Below are 18001 nucleotides of genomic sequence, written 5' to 3'. Positions count from 1 at the left end.
ACCCCTCACCACTACAGGGACGCTGGTGAACAACGACACGACGGTCCTCTACCGTGCGAGCAAGCGCGATTGTCAAGCATGCTCTCTAAGAAGCAGGTGTTGCCCCAACACCCCGGCTCGAAAAGTGCCGCGCTCGATCTACGAGGGCGCTCGCGACATGGCACGCGAGATCGCAAGCTCATGGGAAGGCCGCACTTCACGCCGGCTCCGCAAGAAGATTGAGATGCTGTTCGCGCATCTCAAGCGCATCCTCAAGCTAGATCGGCTGCGACTAAGAGGGCCGAACGGCGCACGTGACGAGTTCACCCTCGCTGCAGCCGCTCAGAACCTTCGTAAGATGGCCAAGCTGATCCCGATGCCCGCGCTGACGCCGCGTGAACCACACCGCGCCAATTCGTCCTCGAAACAGATGGCGTTCACGACGAAACTACTGCCGACTTTTTCAACGGAATCGGCCAGCAGGAGACATCGAAAGTGCGGAGTGTTATGTGAACGGGTCTTAACTGATGGACCGCGCTATGCACGATGAAACGTGGCCTAGTCTCCTTGAACAGTTTCTGGCCTATGAATGCACGCCTAGCGTGAAGGCGCTTTTGACGAGCGCAATGGCCGAACCCTCGGCATCTCAATTGCGCTTCGAGTTCAACCGCTTCGAGGTTTTCGTCGAGCCAGATGGAGATTCGGTTCTGATCGTGGACGTCTTGGACCCATCTGAGGCGGGCGAGCAGCGAGTCACAAGGTTGCAATTTTTGCAGGATTTGCCGCGCTGTTGCGCGACCTGAAGCCGGCTGGCGACGACTGCAGGAAATGGCTCAACATGAGGCTGACTTCCGCTAGGGATCAAAAGCAGCCCTCCGCTCCCGCGAGTGCTTACTTCCGGTTGAGCCCCAGCAGCCGACGTCGGCCAGGGCCGATCGGAAGGTCCGAGATGGGCCAGGAGCGGAAATGAAGAGGCGAGTCGAAGCTCGGACCTCCTTCTTGCTATATCGGCTCAATCTCGCCGGGACGCCAAGTTTTGTCGAACCACGGCTGAAGCGGGCCGTAGAGGCGCAGGAGCGTGTTCCATCCTTTGCCGGGGATGGTCTGCACCCAGTTGTTCTCCTTCCCAGCCGGAGCCTTGGGCCCGAAATAGACGTCCACTGACCCGTCCGCGTTGACCATGAGTTTCGGGTTCTGGCTGGTTGCGGCTGGCCAACGCTGGTCGGTCTGCAGCATGGAGCGGGTCTGATTGTCGTAGAGGATGACCGACCAGAACTGCTTGACTGGAATATTGGGCGGCAAGTGCAGCTTGTAGTTCTTTCCGCCGTCGAATGGCTTGTTTTGGCTGTCGACGAACGCGGCCATGTACTGCGATCCCTCGCCAACCGACTTGGAATCCATCGCTGGTGTCACGCCGGTCGCGTAGAAGAAGAATGCCGAGTAGGCATCGAGAATACGCGCGCCGTTTTCCTCGAACTTGTAGCCGCCGAAGAAGCCCGTTCGCCACGCGCTGTTGGGGTAATAGTAGCTTTCCTTGATCCGCAACCGGCCATTGATCGCACGGGCGGTCGCATCGCCTACCAGGGCGGCTTCGGTCAGAATTTTTTTCATCCGTGTATCGGGCGCGAAGGGCTTACCCTTGCGGATGCCGACCGATGCGTAGAGGCCGAGTGTGACCGGGTCGACTGTATCGGTCGGCTCCTCCTGCACAACCTGATTCAGATACTCCCAGAAGGGATAATCTCCTGGAGCCAGCGTGCTAAATGCTTTGCCGGAAACATGCACGAAATTGAGTTTCGGCGGATTCGCAGCATCTTTCAGGTGATAAATTTTCGTGTGCTCTTCGACCGCGTCGACGCCGGGCTTCGGATCGCCGTTGACCAAGAACGAGCGCCACGGAACCCAGACGCTGAACGTCGCCGGCTTCACGACAAAGTAGCCGGTCGGCACCTCGCCGTTGTAGCCGGGCGGCAAGATCAGGTACTTGCCGCCCTGCCCCTTGTCCGGACCGACGAGTCCAACATCAGTGACAAAATTATACCACATGTCGTTGATGAGGCCGAGCACATTGGGTGGCACTTCGAGCACCAGAGGCCCGTCACGCAGGTCGAGCCAAAACCAAGTGTACGGCGTGTTGTTGTTCGGGGTGAGAAAAAGCGACTTCGAGTCCATCCTATCCTCGAAGATCGGCACCGTTAGATTGAACGGACCCAGTTCCGCGATGCCCTTCCGATTTGCCAACTGGTTCACTGGAGCCAGCGCCAACATGTAGGCCTGGACCGCGTGTTGGAAATCCAGATTGTCGTAGAGCTTTTCCACGGTCGCATCGTCGGGAAAACCGTCGAAGAAGTTCAGCGTCCCAAGGCGGGTCTCCACCTTGTCCGGGATTGCGACGCCCGGCGGTATCGGCGTTTGCATCTTGTATTGCTGAGCGTTGAGCGGAATTGCCGAGAGCGCCACGAAAGACAGCGCAGAAATCACTGACGTCACTAATTTCATGATACGGCCCGCCTTGAAAGGTGTTGAGTTTACAAACAGCTCTGCGGAAATCCGATCTTGGGAAATCCGATCTTGGGCTTTCGGGCGAGGCTACAAATCTCGCAAATTGACGGGTCAACGTCTCCCAGCGCGATTGACCGGACCTCCGCGATTTACAGTGCCCGCCCCCACCACCGCTTGTCGTGCAACGGGTCGCGGCCTCAGAACTACGCCCGGCCGTACGACGCAATTGGCTGGATAGCCAACGTATGTGCAGTACACCACAGCGCTGGCTTTCTCGGTGCTCGCGGCTACGAACCCAGTTATCAGTAGCGTAGCCGCTATTGCGAATGAGAGCTTCATTTTCGCCTCCTTCGTTTAAAACAATTAATTCCAATAAAACCGATCTTCGTGTTGACCCAGATCAACAGGTCAAAGCTCAATGTCCGAGGTCAAAAGCTGCCCTAAGCTGCTGCGGGCGCTTACTTCCGGTTGAGCCCCAGCAGCCAACGTCAGCCGGGGCCGATCGGAAGGTCCGAGATGGGCCAACAGGACATTCGAGGAGGGGACTGCTGGCCTATTGTATCGAAATTAGTACCAAAACTGCCGCAGCAAATATTGCGAAACAACTCAGGAAGAGCACAATGTTTGCTCCCTTCCAGGCATTGAAACGGGCTCTCGTACTGAAGGTCCAAACGCTATAGCCCGCTGCGCGTAGTTGCTGGCCGGCGCGAAAATTGCTCCACATTGCTCCGCACCAAGCGGACAAGGCCACGATCCAGCAAAACGTCTTCACCAAAATGCTCATGGCGATCACCTCGAAACCAGCCTTAGTGATGTCATAGCAGCGGTCGTTAACAAATCAGGACGCCCACCAATTCAAATTTTTGCGGCGGCCTTCGCTAAGGCAGTGTCGCCCCGGCGCACGGAAACAGACTGGCGATGCCAGAACGCTTCCTGAACTCGGCGGGTGTGAAGGAATGTCTGTCCGGTCGAGGCCGGGAAGCCGACATCGCGGATGCGGACCGGAAGGTCCGGACCGGGCCAGGACCTGACGTGCGGTCGCCTGGAAGGGCAAATCGTTCATGAACCTGTGGGAAGCATGTGCCGGTACGTTGGAAATACCGATACTGTACATACTCGTGCGCCTTTAATTTCTGGCGTCCGTGCGCATTGCTCCTCATCGCAGGTTATGATTAGGCGCAGGATGATGATCGCGCATAAGTTGCGCCATATCAAAGAGGCAATTTGACAATCTCTTTATAGTAACCAGACACGTGTAGGAGGGTAGTATGCGATTGATCCTGCGAATTGTGTTTTCGGTCGCCGCTCTTTCGATCGCCGCGGGTCTCGGCTCCTCGCCTGTCATGGCGGCCAAAAAGAAGGCCTGCCATATTGAATGTGTTGAGCGTGACAACAATGGACGGTGCATTCTCACCGAGTCAGTTTGTCCGCCGACTGGATCGTGCAACACCAACAACGGGGGCGTAGTTGGTTGCCCAGGGTCGACGAAAAAATGTTACCAGTGCATTAGGTGGTATCCGAACGGCGACTGTATGGCATCGAAAATAGTAGCATGCGATTGAAAGGCGACATCGACCGAGAGTTTTCACATCGGTCGAAGGGAAAGCCATTTCTCGCGCCAACATAGCGCCTGGTCTGCCTGCCCGGAATCAGCGCCTGTAAGACAGAATTGCGGGCAGAAATCCGAGAACCAAGATCCGCCGTCCAAGCGGATCGTGAAGAGCGTTCGGCGAGCCACGCGCAAGTCCGCCAGGGGTCACAGGCAGACATAGGCGGAGGGCGACGGCACCACGTTCGTCCGTCAGCCTCCGGGGCCGTCCTTCATGATGTAGCCCATCAGGTCGTCCACGTCGTGCTCCAGATCCCGGATGATGTTCTTGACGACGTCGCCGATCGAGATCACGCCTACGACCTTGCCCGCGTCCAGCACCGGCAGATGGCGAAAGCCGCGCTGCGACATCATCGCCATGCAGCTGTCCAGCTTGTGGTCCGGCTTGACCGTCACCGGGTTGGCCGTCATCACCTGGCTCACCGGCGTCTGCTTCGCATCGAGCCCGGGCAGCAGCACCTTGATGGCGCAGTCGCCCTGGGTGATGATGCCGACCAGCACGCCGCCGTCGATGACCAGCACCGAGCGCACCCGATTGTCGCGCATCTGCCGCAAGGCTTCGACGACCATGTCGCCGGAATGAACATGGATCACGGCGGCACTCTTCTGGGCCAGCGCGCTTCTGACTGTGCTCATCGACGTCCCCTCCTGGACCCTGTTCTGCCCCGCCTTGATGGTCCGCTGGGCAGGATAGTCGAAATATCCGACTTCGTCAGCGGCGCGCCGGGGCCGTGCGCCTGACTGTGGACCGCCATTGCGGTCGGGTAGAGAGCCCGGGGGGGGGTCAAGCAGCGGCGGACCGGGAACTGCCATACGGCAGCCGCGGCAGCGAGGTCCCGTCAGAAACCCTTCACCATTTGAGGGCCTTTGACGGGAATGAACATGCGCCCTTAACGAAAGCGGGCAAAAATGGGCAGCTATTCTTCATCTGGCTGACTACGGTACCTCTTCGAGCCGCGTTGCGAGCCGGCAACGGCCGAACCGAATCCGAAATGCCTTCACAGAAGAGCAGGCCGGGGGGTGCAACTGCCGCGTGAAGAGTTGGTAAGGAAACGCTAAAGAGAAGTCGGGGATTTCTGATGATCGCGCCGGAAGAAGAGAGATTGCTGAAGACGTACCTGGTCGAGATGTTCGGCCAGATCAGCAGCATGCGGCGCGAACTCGCCGCTCTTCAAGGCGACGGCAAGGGCAGTTTTGCGTCGATGACCGACACCCTCGACGCGATCGTGGAAAATACGGAAGTAGCCGGGAACGCGATCCTCGAAAGCATGGAGGCGATCAGCGCCAGCGTCGGGAAGCTGCAGGGCGTCAAGGACCCGAAGACCATAGCGGTCTGCGACGAGATCGTCGACAGCACGAACAAGGTGTTCGAGGCGTGCGCGTTCCAGGACCTCACCGGGCAGCGGATCACGCGGGTGGTCAAGTCGCTGAAGTTCATGGAGGACCACATCAACAAGCTCGTCCGCATCTGGGGAAAAGAGGAGCTGGCGCGGGTGGCCGCCGAGCTTGCTGCGCCCTCGAGCGTCCCGGACTTGCTGGAGGGTCCGAAACGGCCGGGCGTGGCGATTTCCCAGGACGACATCGACAAGCTGTTCACGTGAACGACGGCCAGGCCGTGATGTCCGCTCCGCGTCATTGCGAGGAGCAGAGCGACGAAGCAATCCAGGGCCGCGCTAAGGACTCTGGATTGCGTCGCTGCGCTCGCAATGACGGAGCAAACTAACGCGCAGCGCCGTTACGGACGCAGCGTCTCCATGAACCGCACCGGCTCGCCGGTCGCCGGCGTCAGCAGCTCGCCCTGCCACATCACGCGCCGGCCGCGGACGAAGGTGCCGACCGGCCAGCCGGTGACGCGCAGACCATCATAGGGCGTCCAGCCGGCTTTCGAGGCGACCCAATCGTGGGTGATGGTCTCGCTGCGCTTGAGATCGACCACCGTGAGATCGGCGTCGTAGCCGGCGGCGATGCGGCCCTTGCGGGCGATGTTGTAGATACGGGCGGGGCCGGCGCTGGTGAGGTCGACGAAACGTTGCAGCGACAGCCGGCCGGCATTGACGTGGTCGAGCATGATCGGCACCAAGGTCTGCACGCCAGTCATGCCGGAGGGCGAGGCCGGATAGGTCTTGGCCTTCTCCTCGGCGGTGTGCGGCGCGTGGTCGGAGCCTAAGATGTCGACGATGCCCTGGTGGACGCCCCACCAGATCACGTCGCGATGATCGGCTGATCGCACCGGCGGATTCATCTGCGCGTAGGTGCCGAGCCGCTCGTAGCACTCCGGCGCCGCCAAGGTGAGATGATGCGGCGTGGCCTCGACGGTGGCGACGTCCTTGTGGTCGCGCAGATACACGATCTCCTCCTTGGTGGAGATGTGCAGCACGTGGATGCGCTTGCCGGTCTCGTGCGCGAGGGTCACGAGACGTTGCGTGGCGCGCAGCGCCGCCTCCTCGTCGCGCCACACCGGGTGTGAGCGCGGATCGTTCTCGACGCGCAGGTCCTTGCGCTCGTTGAGGCGGTACTCGTCCTCGGCGTGGAACGCGGCACGGCGGCGGATCACCTGGAAGATGCGGCGCAGGCTGTCGTCGTCCTCGACCAGCAGCGAGCCGGTGGACGAGCCGACGAACACCTTGACGCCGGCGCAGCCCTCGGCGCGCTCCAACACCGGGAGCTGCTCGACATTCTCGCGGGTGCCGCCGATGAAGAAGGCGAAATCGCAATGCATGCGATGGCGGCCGGCAGCGACCTTGGCGGTGAACGCCTCCTCGGTCACCGTCAGCGGATTGGTGTTGGGCATCTCGAACACGGCGGTGACGCCGCCCATCACGGCGCTGCGCGAGCCGGTTTCGAGGTCCTCCTTGTGAGTGAGACCAGGCTCGCGGAAATGCACCTGGGTGTCGATCACGCCGGGCAGCACGTGCAGTCCCTTGCAGTCGATGATCTCGGCGGCCGAGGCTGTGCCGAGATCGCCGATCTCGACAATGCGTCCGCCTGACATGCCGATGTCGCGGACGCCCTCGCCGTCCTGATTGACCACGGTGCCGGATTTCAGAATGACGTCGAAGCGCGCGCTCATGAAGCCCTCATAGGATTTCATTCTCCTGACCGCCCCAAGACAGATCGATCATGCTGCGCGCCTGCCCATTTGCTGGCCTCCGGTGGCACGCGAGTCTCGATCTTTAGAATGAAGCCACCGCGCGGCGGCGTTTCAGCCTTGTGGTTTATGCCAGGGCGGCTTACGTTTCAGTGCGGCCTGTCGCAAGAGGTTTTTCGGATGAAGGCGACGTTTCTCGACGACCGGGGCGTGGTCCAGGTCAGCGGCGACGATGCACGCAAGTTCCTCAACGGTCTCTTCACCACCGACGTCACCAAGCTCACGCCTGGCGAGGCCCGGTTCGGTGCGCTGCTGACGCCGCAAGGCAAGATCATCGTTGATTTCCTGGTGGCGCAGGTGCCGGCGACGGACGCCGGCGAGCGCTTGCTGCTCGACTGTCCGCGCGCGCTGGCGCAGGCGCTCACCGACAAGCTCAACCTCTACAAGCTCAGGGCCAAGGTCGCGGTCAGCAATCGCTCCGGAGAGCTCGGCGTGATCGCGGTCTGGGATGGTGCCATCGGCGCCACGCCGGAGCCGAGCTTCGTCGATCCGCGTCATGAGCGCCTCGGCGCGCGCGTCATTGCGCCGCAGGAGGCGCTCGCGGAGATCGCCGCACGGCTCGGCGCCGAGATCGTCGATTCCGACGCCTATGAGGCGCATCGTATCGACTGCAGCGTGCCGCGCGGCGGGCTCGACTTCATGTATGGCGACGCCTTCCCGCACGAGACCAACATGGACCGGCTGCACGGCGTCGACGTCGGCAAGGGCTGCTATGTCGGCCAGGAGGTCGTGAGCCGCATGCATCATCGCGGCACCACGCGCACGCGCGCGGCGAAGGTGCTGCTCGACGGGCCGAGTCCCGAGCCGGGCACGCCGATTCTGGCCGGCGACAAGTCGGTCGGCACCATGGGCTCGGCCGCCGCGCAGAAGGGCATGGCGCTGCTGCGCATCGACCGCGCCGCGGAGGCGTTGGAGGCGGGAACGCCGCTCACCGCCGGCGGCCTCGTTCTGCGCATCGCTGATCCCGACGCGCTGCAGGGCGCGCCGAAGCAGACGGTCGCCTGAGCCGGTCTCATGGGTCGCGCTGCTGTCGTCCATCCCGATGGCCTGACGCGCTGCCCCTGGCCGGGCAGCGATCCGCTCTATGTCGCCTATCACGACACCGAGTGGGGCGTGCCGGAATATGACGACCGCGCGCTGTTCGAGAAGCTGATCCTCGACGGCTTCCAGGCCGGGCTGTCGTGGATCACGATCCTGCGCAAGCGTGACAATTTCCGCCGCGCCTTCGATGATTTCCAGCCGGAGAAGATCGCGCGCTATTCCGACAAGAAGATCCACGCGCTGATGAACGATGCCGGCATCGTGCGCAACCGCGCCAAGATCGAAGGGACGATTCTCAGCGCGAAATCCTGGCTCGACATCCAGGACAAGGGTCCCGGCTTCTCCAAGCTGCTGTGGGACTTCATGGACGGCGCGCCCAAGGTCAACCAGTTCAAGACCACCGCGAGCGTGCCGGCCTCGACGCCGCTGTCGATCAAGATCTCGAAAGAGCTGGCCTCGCGCGGCTTCAAGTTCGTCGGTCCCACGATCGTCTATGCCTTCATGCAGGCGACCGGCATGGTCAACGACCATCTCGTCACCTGCTTCTGCCACGAGACCTGCAGCGGCAAGCGCCGCGCCCCGCGCCTCAAGCCTCCCAAATGACGACTGACAAGGCCCCGAGCGGGCACGACCGCGTCTGGCAGCGCATGCTGTCCGGCCGGCGGCTCAACCTCATCGATCCCTCGCCGCTCGATGTCGAGATCGCCGACATCGCCCATGGGCTCGCGCGTGTCGCGCGCTGGAATGGCCAGACCACCGGCGCGCACATCTTCTCGGTCGCGCAGCACACGCTGCTGGTCGAGACGGTGATGCGCGCGCGCAAGCCGAACATCGATGCGAAGCTGCGGCTCGCCGCGCTGCTGCACGATGCACCGGAATACGTCATCGGCGACATGATCTCGCCGTTCAAGGCGGTGCTCGGCGACGGCTACAAATCAGTCGAGAAGCGGCTGCTCGGGGCGATCCACATCCGCTTCGGGCTGCCGGCGGAGATTGCTCCGGAGATCGAGCGCCAGATCAAGGCGGCCGACCGCGGCGCCGCCTTTCTGGAGGCGACCCGGCTGGCCGGCTTCTCGGAAAGCGAGGCGAAGAAGCTGTTCGGTCGCGACCCCGGCCTGCCGGACGCCACCGTGACGGATTATCTGACGCCCTGGAGCGCGGCCAAGGCCGAGAAGCAGTTCCTGACCCGCTTCAACGCGGTGCTGGGGGCGTGCTGAGATGCCGCTGACGCCGGACGAGCGCCGCAACGAACGGCTGAAGCTGGCCGCCAACTGGGTCAACACGCTGGCGACGGCCATCGTCACTGCCGGGACGTTCGTGCCGCTTGCCCAGTTCGTCTATGGGGTGCTGCCGCCCAGCACCCCCGCGGGCCTGATCTACGGGTCGGGGGTCGTTTGCATTATCACCGGAGTGCTCATACATTTGCTCGGTCAGTGGATCCTGGGAGGTCTTCGATGACCACGCACCAGTTCGTTGCCCTGAGCTTTCCGCTCCTGACCGCCTTGGCCGTCGCCATCGTGGCCCTGTTCGTGCGCCGTCCCTGGTCCGAGAAACCGGTCGAGATCGCCCCCCAGAACCGTGAGCGGGTGCTCGATCATCTCGAGCGGCTCAACGCCGAGATCGAGGGCAAGGCCCATCTGGTCCGCCAGGAGCTGCGGCAGCTCAAGAACACGCGCTGAGGGCCGTCGGCGCACACATGCGCCAGCCCGACGGCTGACATCCAAAACGCGCTTTTGCCCTTGTGCCCCCATTCGTATAATCGGGCGTTCAAAGGCTCGCCATGATCCACGTCTGCTCACTCGCCGCCCTGCCCGAGACCGTGCGCCTGACCGGCGCCAGCCACGTGCTGACCATCATGGCCAATGTCGAGCAGGTGCGGCGACCGGAGACGATCCGCCCCGAGAACCATCTGCGGGTCTCGGTCGACGACATCACCGAGCAGCTTCCTGGCTTCATGGCGCCGAGCGAGGATCACGTCGCCCAGGTGCTGCAGTTCGTGCGCGGCTGGGATCGTGCGGCGCCACTGGTGATCCACTGCTATGCCGGCATCAGCCGCTCCACCGCGAGCGCCTTCGCCGCGGCCTGCGCGCTCAACCCCAATCGCGACGAGCTCGATATCGCCTGGGCGATCCGCCAGGCCTCGCCGATCGCCTCGCCGAACCGGCTGATCGTCAGCCTGGCCGACAGGGCACTGGGCCGCCAGGGGCGCATGGTGCGCGCGCTGGACGCGATCGGGCCCGGCGCCATGATGGTCGACAGCGCGCCGTTCCGGATCGATCTGGACTGAGTTGCAACGCTGCGTAGCCGCGTACCGGTGCGCTTTGAACTTATGTTCCACGGTTTGACACAGAGGGAACGACGGCCATCGTGCGGCCCGCCGGAGCGGTTGGCCGATTCGCCGGGGTCCGCAAGGGCTCGCAGCTTCCCTCCACCCGTGACGCCCCCCGGCGGCATCGATTTCAGGATTCCCGCGTGATGTTCGATTGGCCCCTGGATTGGATCGCCCTGCTGGTGGCGTTCGCGGCGCTCGCCTTCGCGCGCCGGACCTCCGACCGATTGGCCGAGGTGCAGGCACGGCTGGCCAAGCTCGAGGCGGCACGCCCGATCGCGGCCGCGCCGGTGGTCGCGCCGCCGCTCAGCCCGCTTCAGGAGCCCGCTGAAGCCCCGCCAATGCCGCCCCCATTGCCGGAGCTGACCGAGGCTGCCCTGCAGCCGGCGGCGATGGCGAGCGATGCAGCGGCCGAACAGCCGCCGCTCGCGTCGCCGCCACCCGTGCCGCAGCCCGCGGCCGGCTTCGAGGAGCGCATCGGCACCCGCTGGGTGGTGTGGATCGGCGGGCTGACCCTGGCGCTCGGCGGCTTCTTCATGGTGCGCTACTCGATCGAGGCCGGCCTCGTCGGCCCCGAGGTGCGCGTCGCGCTCGGCGCGCTGTTCGCCGCCGCGCTGCTCGCGGCCGGCGAATGGACACGGCGCAAGGAGAGCATCTCGCAGATCGCGGCGCTGCCGATCGCCAACATTCCGGCGATGCTCACGGCGGCCGGCACGGCGGTCGCCTTCGCCACCATCTATGCGGCCTACGCGCTGTACGACTTCCTGCCGCCCGCGATCGCCTTCGTGCTGCTCGGCGTGGTCGCGCTGGGCACGCTGGCGGCGGCGCTGCTGCATGGCCCGGCGCTCGCCGGGCTCGGCATCGTCGCGGCGTTCACGACGCCGGTGCTGGTGTCGACCGGCGAGCCGAACTACTGGGCGCTGTACATCTACCTCGCCATCGTCACCGCCGCCGCGTTCGCGCTGGCACGCGTGCGGCTGTGGCGCTGGCTCGCGATGACCACGATCGGGCTGTCGTTCCTGTGGACCTTGCCCGGACTCGACGCGGGCGTCGAGACGGTGGCGCCGCATGTTTTCCACGTCGCGGTTGGTTTCGCGCTGGCCGCACTGATCGTGGTCTGCGGCTTCATGTTCGGACCCGCCGCCGAGAACGACGAGGTCGAGCCGATCTCATCCGTCGGCCTGGCGGTTTATCTGCTCGGCGCCATGCTGGTCGTGCTGGCGAGCTTCCATGACGGCCTGGCGCTGATCGGCTTCACGGTGCTGGTCGCGGCGACGCTGGCGGTCGCCTGGCGCGCGCCGAGCGCCGTCGGCGCGGTGGCCGCCGCCGCTGCGACCGTGTTCCTCGTGTTCGCCGAATGGGCGCTGCGCGACAATCCGGACCTGCTGGTGCTGCCCGGCGGCGCGCTGCCCGGGATGGGGCCGAACCCGCTCGGCGCGTCGGTCACGTCGCATCTGGTGACGGCAGCGATCTTCGCGCTGGGCTTCGGCGGCGCCGGCTTCCTGGCGCAGGGGCGCGCGCACAACGCCGTCGTGCCGGTGGTGTGGTCGGCGGCCGGCGTGTTCACGCCGCTGGCGCTGCTGGTCGCGCTCTATGCGCGCATCGCCCATCTCGACCGCTCGATCCCGTTCGCGATCCTCGCCGTCGTGCTCGCCGCCGGCTTTGCCGTCGCCACCGAGGCGCTGACGCGGCGCGAGGAACGTCCCGGCCTCAGTGCCTCGATCGCGCTGTTCGCGACCGGCACGCTGGCCGCGCTGGCGCTGGCCCTGACCTTCGCGCTTGAGAAGGGCTGGCTGACGATCGCGCTGGCGCTGATGTCGCTCGGCACCGCCTGGATCTTCGAGAGCCGGCCGATCCCGTTCCTGCGCACGCTCGCGGCCGTCTTTGCCGGGCTCGTGGTGCTGCGCATCGGCCATGATCCGCGCATCGTCGGCGCCGATGTCGGCACCACGCCGATCTTCAACTGGCTGCTGTGGGGCTATGGCGTGCCGGCGGCGTCGTTCTGGGGCGCGAGCTATCTGATGCGCCGCCATGGCGACGACGCGCCGCTGCGCGCGGTGGAGGCCGCCGCGATCCTGTTCACGACCCTGCTCGCCTTCCTGGAGATCCGCCACGCCGTCAACGACGGCGACATGCTGGCGGTGCCGTCGCTCGCCGAAGTGGGACTCGACGTCTGCGTGGCCCTGGCGCTGGCGATCGGGCTGGAGCGGCTGCGGGAGCGCAGCGGCAGCATCGTGCACAACATCAGCGCCGTGATCCTCACCGGATTCGCCGGCGGCGCCACCGTGCTCGGCCTGCTGCTGTTCGAAAACCCGATGATCTCGGACGTCGCGATCAAGGGCGGCCTGCTCAACATCCTGATCCTGGCCTATGCGTTCCCGGCGGTACTGATGCTGCTGTTGTCCTACGCGGTCGCAGGCCGCCGTCCGCCAGCCTATGGCAATACGCTGGCCGCGGGCGCACTGATCCTGGCGCTGTCCTATGTCAGCCTCGAGATCCGCCGCATCTATCACGGCCCCGATCTGACGGCAGGACCGACCAGCGCCGCCGAGCAGTACACCTATTCGATCGCCTGGCTCGCCTTCGGCGTGATGCTGCTCGGGATCGGAATCATCGTGCAGTCGCAGCGCGCGCGTCTGGCATCCGCGATCGTGATCGCGCTGACGATCCTGAAGGCCTTCCTGATCGACATGTCGGCGCTGACCGGCGTGTGGCGCGCCCTGTCGTTCATCGGGCTCGGCCTGGTGCTGGTCGCGATCGGCTGGCTGTACCAGAAGGTGCTGTTCCGACGGCAGCAGCAGGCGCCGCCGGCTCAGCCGGCGGCATAGCGCCATGTCGGATTAGGCTGCGCGCACCGACTCCAGGAACGACGCCACCTCACGCTTCAGCCGGTCGCTGTCCGAGGCCAGCGACTGCGCCGCGGCCAGCACGTGCGTGGAAGCCGTACCAGTCTCGGTCGCGCCGCGCTGCACGTCGACGACGTTCACGGAAACCTGCTGCGTGCCCTCCGATGCCTGCTGGACGTTGCGCGAGATCTCCTGCGTGGCGGCGCCCTGCTCCTCCACGGCCGCCGCGATCGCCGACGAGATTTCCGACAGCCGCTCGATGGTCGTGGAGATCGCCCGGATGGCGCCGACCGATTCCTGCGTCGCGGCCTGGATGCCGGACACCTGCTGGCCGATCTCGTCGGTCGCCTTGGCGGTCTGCTCGGCCAGCGCCTTCACCTCGGAGGCGACGACCGCGAAGCCGCGACCGGCTTCGCCGGCGCGCGCCGCCTCGATGGTCGCATTCAGCGCCAGCAGGTTGGTCTGGCCGGCGATCGTGTTGATCAGCTCGACCACGTCGCCGATGCGCGCCGCCGCCTTGCTCAGCTCGCTCACCCGATCATTGGTCATGCGCGCCTGGTCGACGGCCTCGGTGGCCATGCGGGCGGATTCCTGCACCTGGCGGCTGATCTCGGTGATCGACGACGATAGCTCCTCCGTCGCGGAAGCGACCGACTGTACGTTGGTCGAAGCCTCCTCCGAAGCAGCCGCAACCGCGGTCGAGATCTCCTGCGAGCGCGTCGCGGTGGATGACAGCGCGCCGGCGGAATGCTCGAGCTCGGTCGAGGCCGACGACACCGTCTGCACGATCTCGCCGATCGTCGCCTCGAACTGGCGGGTGATGTTGTCGACGCGCCGGCCGCGTTCGATCTTGGCCTCGGCATCGTGGGCCGCGAGCTCGTCGGCCTCCTTCTTGGCGATCAGCGCCTCCTTGAACACCTGCAGCGTATCGGCCATGGCGCCGATCTCGGTCGGCTCGCCGCGATGCGTCACCTCCGCGCCGAGATCGCCCTTGGCGAGCTCCTGCATCGGCTTGATGATCGACGCAATGCCGGACGAGACGTTCTGCACGAGATAGAAACCGACGGCGACGCCGGCAATGACGGCCGCGGCAATGATCGACATCACCAGCCAGATCGCACGCGTGAAGCTCTCCGCGGCCTGCCGCGTCGCGTTGTCGGCACCCTTGTTGTTGAACTCGATGTCCTGGATGAAATACTTGTCGGCGTCGCGCGCGATCGCCGCGGCCGATTTTTCCAGCATTTCGGTGGCTTCGCGCGGGATCTTTCCGACGCTCTTGTTGGATTCGTCCATCACCTGCTTGACCGCGACGACGTACTTCTCCCAGGACTGCACCCAGTTGTTGTAGATCGCCCGTTCCTCGGCCGAGGTGATCATCGGCTCGTAGGTCTTGCGGTCCTTGTTGATCGTCTCGAGGATTCCGTTGACGCGCTTCTCCGCGCCCTGCTTGGCCTCGGCCGTCTCCGACATCACATGCGCGCGCAAGGCGATGCGCAGCAGATTGATGTCGGCGCGCAGCTCGCCGATCGCGCGCACGCTCGGCAGCCAATTGGTGGCGATGTCGACCGTGTTGGCATTGATCGACTGCATGCTGGTGACGGCGAGCACGCCGAGCCCGCACATGGTGACGAGCATGAAGGCGATGACCGATATGATCTTCGTACGGATGGACATCTTTGACACGGAGGACCCCAGCTGACTGCGTGGTTCGGCCGCGTTCTGCCAGCGCCAAAGACGGCCCGAAGATCCAGGTCTACGCTGCGCTGCGCGGTCGAGGTCAGAGGATCAGAGGGCTCCGAAAATTCCGAACCCGCATGTCGTCTCTGCCGACCTCATTGGGCGCGAAACAGGCTTATCAGAGGTTAATGCTGGAACCGTAAGATTACTGACAATGCCCATAAAATGATGGCGCTCAGGGATGACGCGGTACCCTGAAACCGTCCGCCGCTACACCTGGTCTCCCGATACCGCTAAAGGATCGCGTCGAAGCAAGACCTTTGGAGCGCGCACGGGGCAAAGGACGATTGCCGCCACGACCTGCGCCGCAGCAACCGGAAGACGCTGATCACCGCGCGGATGAATCCGGAGATGAGGTGGCCGGGCCAGGACCGACGTCCGACAGCATCACAAGCGACTGAGCACGAGAGCGTGACGGAGATCGGCGGCGCCGGGGCACGACGCGGAGCCTAGGCCGAACTCCATCAATCCCGACTGACGCGCCCGAGGTGGACGCGGACTTCATCAAATGGCGCCTGCGCGCAGAAGATTGCCGCCACGGCAAACCGGACTCGAATCCGACGGCCAGCGGCGCAATCACCCCGGACAGCTAGACCTCAGCCGACCGCTTCGGACACCAGGCGAATCCGGAACACCGGCTGCTTGGCTTCGTCGAGCAGCTCCATCTGCCACTCGGCCCCCTGCTGCAACGACCTCGAGATCCCGCCGATCAGGTCGGAGCAGACAGCCGTCAGCTCGTTCCAGGCGGTTTCCCGGTTGGCGAATTCATAAGGCTGATCAGCCGCGCCAGAATAGCGGCCCTGGCTGATCCGGAAGAAATAAAGCGACATAACGACCCTTTCTCGTGGGCCACCCCCCTGGTTGCAAACTGCACACGAGTCGCTACCGAGGCATGAATTTGAGATTCCGTACGACTACGGCGCAATGACCACTAACGTGCGGTCAGCTTAAAAAATTACTCTATGATAATAGGGAACCGGTTTTTCAATGATCGGTGAACTAACAACTAATCGGTCGAGCGACGCAGCTCCGGCGCCGCATCCGACTTCGCGTTATCGGATTTGGTAATTTCAGTCTTCGCGTTTTCGGCCTTCATGTTCTCCGTCTTGGAACTTTCCGCCTTGGCGGCCTTCGCAGCATCTGCCTTCAAGGGTTCCACCTTGCTGCGTTCCACCCGCGGGGTCTCGACCCGTGCCGCTACTTCGGTGTGGGAGCCGTCAGCCGCGGGTCCAGCAGCGCGTGCGGCGCGCGGCCGCGCCACGGCGCGCGCCATCAGCATGGTGGCTCCGCCCTGGTGCTGGAAGTCGCAATAGGCGAAGGCGCCGAGCCCGGAGACCGAACCGCGGAAGCTGCGATCGTCCTTCTTGTCGAGGTTGAAGCACGGTTCGAACGGCATGCCCTTGATGGCAGCGCAGACATTCTGGCCGCGAATCTGCAGGGTATTGCCCGGCAGGCGGATGTGACGCACCGGCCCCGAGCCGGAGAACTGCACCGCACCGGCCGCGCCCATGTCGTCGAGGATGCGGCCCGCGCCACGGGTGCCGTCGACGCAGGTGAAGGCGAACACCTTTCCGGCGACGAATTTGCGGGCCTCGTCGGCTGTCATCGAACCCGCCATCGCAGGAGCAATCACGGCACCGGCAGTCACGGTCCCCAGCAATATACGCGCGAGCATGCATCAAACTCCCACTTAACCCCACGCAGCGGGTAAGGCGGTATCTTTACCCCATGCTTACCATACCAACCATGGCAACAATGGAGCAGCATGGTTTGAAAAGTCTGAACGTCCTCAGGATATTCTTACCACCGTACGGCCGCGGACCTGGCCCGCGAGGATCTGCGGCCCCAGCGACGCCACCTGGTCCAAGGCGATTTCGTGAGTGATTTCAGCTAGTTTTGCACGATCCAGATCGGTCGCGAGGCGCTGCCAGGCCGCCTTGCGCGCCGGCAGCGGGCACATCACCGAATCGACGCCGAGGAGGCACACGCCGCGCAAAATGAACGGCGCCACCGACGTTGGCAAATCCATGCCGGCAGCGAGGCCGCAGGCGGCGATGGCGCCGCCATATTTGGTCATCGCCAGCAGGTTGGCGAGCGTATTGGAGCCGACGCTGTCGATGCCGCCCGCCCAGCGCTCCTTCGCCAGCGGCTTGGCCGGTCCGGACAGCTCGTTGCGGTCGATGATCTCGGCGGCACCGAGCGACTTGAGATAGTCAGCCTCGGCCAAGCGGCCGGTCGAGGCGATCACATGGTAGCCGAGCTTGGCGAGCACAGCCGTCGCCACCGAGCCGACGCCGCCGGCCGCGCCCGTCACCACCACCGGCCCGCTCGCCGGCGTCAGCCCGTGCTTCTCCAGGGCGAGCACCGCAAGCATCGCGGTGAAGCCGGCGGTGCCGATCGCCATCGCGTCCCGAGCCGACAGCCCCTGCGGCAGGCCGACCAGCCAGTCGCCCTTGACCCGCGCCCTCTCGGCATAGGCGCCGAGATGGGTCTCGCCCATGCCCCAGCCGGTGCAGATCACGGCATCTCCCGGCTTCCAGTCGGGATGGCTGGACTGCTCGACCATGCCGGCGAAATCGATCCCCGCGATCATCGGGAAGCGGCGCACCACCGGCGCCTTGCCGGTCAGCGCCAGCCCATCCTTGTAATTCAGCGCCGACCACTCGACCTTCACGGTGACGTCGCCGTCCATCAGTTCGGCTTCATCGAACTGCGTCAGCGTCGCGGTCGTTCCCTTGTCCGCCTTGTCGATCCGGATCGCCTTGAACGTTCCCACAGCCGCACTCCCTGCACTTTCTTCGTCTCACGCC

Annotated in this window: 16 protein-coding genes and 1 pseudogene; 10 read left to right on the top strand and 7 right to left on the bottom strand. The window is 64.4% G+C overall.

Annotation, left to right across the window (positions count from 1 at the left end; genetic code table 11):
• Both ACQR1E_RS15765 and ACQR1E_RS15760 read left to right on the top strand, forming a co-directional pair.
• Window positions 1-370 (top strand): annotated as a pseudogene (locus ACQR1E_RS15765) (transposase); the annotation flags it as partial.
• 148 nt (window positions 371-518) lie between these two features.
• A complete protein-coding gene (locus tag ACQR1E_RS15760; RefSeq protein ID WP_316171378.1) occupies window positions 519-782 on the top strand; it encodes a hypothetical protein in 264 nt (87 codons plus the stop codon).
• A 199-nt stretch (window positions 783-981) separates the two neighbouring features.
• On the opposite strand, the gene ACQR1E_RS15755 is transcribed toward ACQR1E_RS15760, so the two are convergent.
• Window positions 982-2478 carry a DUF1254 domain-containing protein gene (locus tag ACQR1E_RS15755; RefSeq protein ID WP_316183774.1) on the bottom strand — a complete coding sequence of 499 codons (1497 nt, stop codon included), beginning with the start codon at window positions 2476-2478 and terminating at the stop codon, window positions 982-984.
• A 1804-nt stretch (window positions 2479-4282) separates the two neighbouring features.
• Window positions 4283-4726, bottom strand: coding sequence for a CBS domain-containing protein (locus tag ACQR1E_RS15750; protein ID WP_316226381.1), 444 nt, complete (start codon window positions 4724-4726; stop codon window positions 4283-4285).
• 443 nt (window positions 4727-5169) lie between these two features.
• On the opposite strand from ACQR1E_RS15750, the gene ACQR1E_RS15745 reads away from it, so the two are divergent.
• On the top strand, window positions 5170-5691 hold the full coding sequence (locus ACQR1E_RS15745) for a protein phosphatase CheZ (protein WP_434897253.1): 522 nt from the start codon (window positions 5170-5172) through the stop codon (window positions 5689-5691).
• A gap of 134 nt (window positions 5692-5825) precedes the next feature.
• Here the strand turns inward: ACQR1E_RS15745 and ACQR1E_RS15740 are convergent, their stop codons facing one another.
• The gene (locus ACQR1E_RS15740; protein WP_434897258.1) at window positions 5826-7160 is read right to left on the bottom strand and encodes a dihydroorotase; all 1335 of its coding nucleotides are present in this window, start codon (window positions 7158-7160) and stop codon (window positions 5826-5828) included.
• A 198-nt stretch (window positions 7161-7358) separates the two neighbouring features.
• On the opposite strand from ACQR1E_RS15740, the gene ACQR1E_RS15735 reads away from it, so the two are divergent.
• From ACQR1E_RS15735 to ACQR1E_RS15705, 7 genes are all read left to right on the top strand, one after another.
• Window positions 7359-8243: a YgfZ/GcvT domain-containing protein gene (locus ACQR1E_RS15735; RefSeq protein ID WP_315826951.1), complete on the top strand. Its 885-nt coding sequence runs from the start codon at window positions 7359-7361 to the stop codon at window positions 8241-8243.
• Between the two features lie 9 nt (window positions 8244-8252).
• Window positions 8253-8882, top strand: a complete 630-nt coding sequence (locus ACQR1E_RS15730; protein WP_315826952.1) for a DNA-3-methyladenine glycosylase I — start codon at window positions 8253-8255, stop codon at window positions 8880-8882.
• Window positions 8879-9496, top strand: a complete 618-nt coding sequence (locus ACQR1E_RS15725) for an HD family hydrolase (protein WP_315717218.1) — start codon at window positions 8879-8881, stop codon at window positions 9494-9496. Before ACQR1E_RS15730 ends, ACQR1E_RS15725 begins: the two co-directional genes overlap by 4 nt.
• Before the next feature lies 1 nt (window position 9497).
• Complete coding sequence (locus tag ACQR1E_RS15720; RefSeq protein ID WP_315717219.1) at window positions 9498-9737, top strand: hypothetical protein; 240 nt, start codon at window positions 9498-9500, stop codon at window positions 9735-9737.
• Window positions 9734-9958, top strand: a complete 225-nt coding sequence (locus ACQR1E_RS15715) for a hypothetical protein (RefSeq protein WP_315717220.1) — start codon at window positions 9734-9736, stop codon at window positions 9956-9958. The genes ACQR1E_RS15720 and ACQR1E_RS15715 overlap by 4 nt, the downstream gene beginning before the upstream one ends.
• Window positions 9959-10059: 101 nt before the next feature.
• On the top strand, window positions 10060-10566 hold the full coding sequence (locus ACQR1E_RS15710) for a tyrosine phosphatase family protein (RefSeq protein WP_315754022.1): 507 nt from the start codon (window positions 10060-10062) through the stop codon (window positions 10564-10566).
• Window positions 10567-10754: 188 nt separating this feature from the next.
• The gene (locus ACQR1E_RS15705; protein ID WP_434897252.1) at window positions 10755-13436 is read left to right on the top strand and encodes a DUF2339 domain-containing protein; all 2682 of its coding nucleotides are present in this window, start codon (window positions 10755-10757) and stop codon (window positions 13434-13436) included.
• A gap of 12 nt (window positions 13437-13448) precedes the next feature.
• Here the strand turns inward: ACQR1E_RS15705 and ACQR1E_RS15700 are convergent, their stop codons facing one another.
• The 4 genes from ACQR1E_RS15700 to acuI form a co-directional block, all read right to left on the bottom strand.
• A complete protein-coding gene (locus ACQR1E_RS15700) occupies window positions 13449-15137 on the bottom strand; it encodes a methyl-accepting chemotaxis protein (RefSeq protein ID WP_316167488.1) in 1689 nt (562 codons plus the stop codon).
• A 650-nt stretch (window positions 15138-15787) separates the two neighbouring features.
• Window positions 15788-16021 carry a DUF6894 family protein gene (locus ACQR1E_RS15695; protein ID WP_315717224.1) on the bottom strand — a complete coding sequence of 78 codons (234 nt, stop codon included), beginning with the start codon at window positions 16019-16021 and terminating at the stop codon, window positions 15788-15790.
• A 176-nt stretch (window positions 16022-16197) separates the two neighbouring features.
• Entirely contained in the window at window positions 16198-16866 is a 669-nt protein-coding gene (locus ACQR1E_RS15690) for a hypothetical protein (protein ID WP_315826955.1), read from the bottom strand.
• A 114-nt stretch (window positions 16867-16980) separates the two neighbouring features.
• The gene (gene acuI, locus ACQR1E_RS15685) at window positions 16981-17967 is read right to left on the bottom strand and encodes an acrylyl-CoA reductase (NADPH) (RefSeq protein WP_315750437.1); all 987 of its coding nucleotides are present in this window, start codon (window positions 17965-17967) and stop codon (window positions 16981-16983) included.
• Window positions 17968-18001 lie beyond the last annotated feature (34 nt).

Source organism: Bradyrhizobium sp. HKCCYLRH1030, assembly GCF_051168395.1.
Classification (GTDB): Bacteria; Pseudomonadota; Alphaproteobacteria; order Rhizobiales; family Xanthobacteraceae; genus Bradyrhizobium.
Note: the sequence above shows the minus strand (reverse complement) of the source record. Positions and strands in the feature narration are given on the sequence as shown.